Origin of the sequence: Streptomyces pathocidini (assembly GCF_001418495.1) — a bacterium.
Classification (GTDB): Bacteria; Actinomycetota; Actinomycetes; order Streptomycetales; family Streptomycetaceae; genus Streptomyces; species Streptomyces pathocidini.
In genome coordinates this window covers 1-2,911 of record NZ_LIQY01000179.1, presented here as the reverse complement: position 1 = coordinate 2,911, position 2,911 = coordinate 1, and the positions used below count along the sequence as shown (strand labels likewise).

At 74.0% G+C, this 2,911-nt stretch carries 2 protein-coding genes; one reads left to right on the top strand and one right to left on the bottom strand.

What is annotated here, in order from left to right:
* Positions 1-307: 307 nt before the first annotated feature.
* On the top strand, positions 308-1,048 hold the full coding sequence (locus AOK16_RS10680) for an IPT/TIG domain-containing protein (RefSeq protein WP_055472012.1): 741 nt from the start codon (positions 308-310) through the stop codon (positions 1,046-1,048).
* 87 nt (positions 1,049-1,135) lie between these two features.
* On the opposite strand, the gene AOK16_RS10675 is transcribed toward AOK16_RS10680, so the two are convergent.
* Positions 1,136-2,911, bottom strand: a 1,776-nt coding sequence (locus AOK16_RS10675; protein ID WP_240483511.1) for an outer membrane protein assembly factor BamB family protein, incomplete at its 5' end; no start/stop codon positions are given.

The following is a 2,911-nucleotide window of genomic DNA, read 5'->3' as shown; positions in this document are numbered from 1 at the left end:
ACCCAGCCCATGCCGCGCCCACCGCCCCCGGACGACCCGTGGAGCCAAGGGCATCCTCACAGGTCGTGACGAGTCCCTCCGGAAGCCGGCCTTCGGGCCGGCTTCCTTTTTCGTGCTTCCGTGGCTCGAAACACCGAGCGCACTCCCGCGCGCGAAAAACGCCACCAGTCATTTCTCGTACAGAAATACTCACTACCCAGTGCCTCAAGTGAACTCTTTCGGGTGGCGCGGGAATTCGATTCAATCGAATTCCGCCGGAAGATCCCGCGCGAGCAACTTGCGCAACAGGCACGGGAAAGGAGTAGATGTGGCATCCATCAACCCCACACAGGGGCCCACCTACGGCGGCAACTCCGTGGTTATCACCGGCACCGGTTTCACGAATGCGACCGCTGTCAAATTCGGCACGAAATCCGCGACCTTCACGGTCAACAGCGCCACTCAGATCACCGCGACGGCACCGGCGGGCACCGGGTCGGTCGGCGTGACGGTCATAACCCCGGGTGGCGCGACCACCCCGGTCCCGTATTTCTACATCAGCCAGCCGATCAAGTCGGCGCTGACCGAGACTTCGGGTCCGTTGACGGGTGCGACCACCCAGATCTTGGGCGCGAATCTCACAACGGCCACATCCGTGACGTTCGGTGCGGTCGGTTCGGTGACACCGACCGTGGTGAACGACAACACCCTCAATGTCACGGCCCCGACCGCAGGCGCGGCGACCACCGTCCCGGTCACCGTCACCACCGCGGGCGGCACCACCAACGGGCTGTCCTTCCAGTTCGTCGCCGCTCCCACGGTGGGCGCCATCAATCCGCCCACCGGCCCGGAGGGCGGGGGCACGGCGGTGACCATTCCGGGCACGGGCCTGGCCACCGTGGAATCCGTGACGTTCGGCGCGGCCGAGGCGGCGGTCTCGGTCATCAGCGACACCCAGCTCATCGCCTATGCCCCGCCCGGCGACGGCACGGTGGCGGTCACGGTCACCACTCCCGGCGGCAGCACGGCCAGCGGCACCAGCTTCGACTACGAGCCGCCGCCCGGATAGCCGCCGAGGGAGCGGGCGGCAGCACCTCGCGTCCGCTCCCCGAGCGGCCCACGGCCCGGCCCGGCAGCGCACCGCCGGGCCGGGCCGTCAGCCCTGTCCTGAGGCCCCCTGGCGCGACAGGCCCGTGCCCTTCTGGGCGTCCAGGGCGTAAACGCAGCGGTCCTTGCTGCAGGCGTAGACGACGCCGCCCGCCACCAGGGGCGTGCCCGTGATCTCGCCGCCGGTGGCCAGCTTCCACCGCAGTTGCCCGCCGCCCGCGTCCAGGGTGTAGAGGCAGTGGTCGGCCGATCCGAAGTGGACGCGGCCGTCGGCGACCACCGGGGCGCCGATGACCTCGCCCTGGGCGGCGAAGCGCCACTTCGGGGTGCCCGTGACCGCGTCCAGGGTGTAGAGCGCGCCGCCGCTGCCCAGGTGCACGGAACCGGCCGCGACCAGCACCGGGTCGGCCGACTGCCGCGCCTCGGTGGCGATGCGCCAGCGGTCACGGCCGTCGGCGGCGTCGATCGCGTAGACCGTGCCGAGGTAGTCGGCGAGGTACACGCCGCCGCCCGTGACGGCGGGCCCCGGGGCGTACGCCGGCGGGCTCAGGAAGACGGCAGGCGCCTCGAAGCGCCATCGCAGGTCGCCGTGCGCCGCCTCGATGGCCAGCACGCGCGTGCCCGCGGACACGTACACGACACCGTCCGGCGCGGGCAGCAGCCGTACGGGGACGCCGCCGCAGGAGGCCGCGTCGCCGACCGTCTGGGACCAGCGGTCCCGGCCTGTCAGGGTGTCGATGGCGCGCAGGTGGCGCCCGGCCCACACGTACACCGTGCCGCCGTGCAGCGCCGGGCCCGACTCGGGGGTCTCGAAGTCGGCCTGGGCGCCGGAGAGTTCCCACAGCCGCTCGCCGCTCGCGGCGTCCCAGGCCTGGACGCCGCCGCCGCGCGTGCCGGTGACGACGACGCCGCGATCGGCCTTGAGGGAGTACACCCAGCCGTCGGTGTTGAGCCGCCACAGCTCGGAACCGTCGAGCGCGTTCAGCGCGTACAGCGTGGGGCCGTCCGAGGCGTGGATGCGGCCGTCCGCGACGGCCATCGCCCACGCGACATCGCGGGTCTTGAACTGCCGCCGCCCGGTGGCGATGTCGAGCGCGTGCACCTCGAAGGAGGTCACGTACAGCAGGTTCCCGGCGACGGCCGGCGTCCCCCACACGTCGTTCGACATCCGGAACCGCCACGGCCGCCACCGCGCGGGCCCGCCCTGCGCGGGCTCGGCGACGGGCGCCGGGGCGTGCGCGAGGGGCGGTACGGGCGCGGCCGCCGCGCCGTGCGCCGGTCCCGCGCCGTGGCCGGATCCCGCCCCCGAGCCGCCGTACGGGTCCGTGGATCCGGATCCGTAGCCGCCCGCGCCGCCGTAACCGGCCATGCCGGCGCGGCCGTCGGGCACCGGAGCGGTGGGATGCCGCTCGGTCGCCGCGGGGGCGGCGCCATGGCGCCCGTGGGACACGGTCACGGAAGGCTGCGCGTGCCCCGGCGCGTGTCCCTGCGCGGAAGGCTGCGCGTGCCCCGGCGTGGCAGAGGGGGCGTGCGCCTGCGCGGGAACAGCCGCGTGCGGCGCGCTGCTCGGCGGACGCACCCAGCCGGTGGCGGCTCCGGCCTCGGCCTGTGGATCGCGCGTCTCACCGGCCCGAGGTCCGGGCCCGATCGCGACGTGTGTGCCCGGCAGCCGCACAGCCCCATCGGCAGCCCCGCCGCCGTGGCCGACAGCTCCGGCACCGGCGCCGTGGCCAACGCCCGTGGCCCCGCCCCGGCCGGCTCCGGCAGCACCGCCGTCGCCGCCACCCGCGAGGCCGCCGTGACCGACTCCCGCCGCTCCACCGCC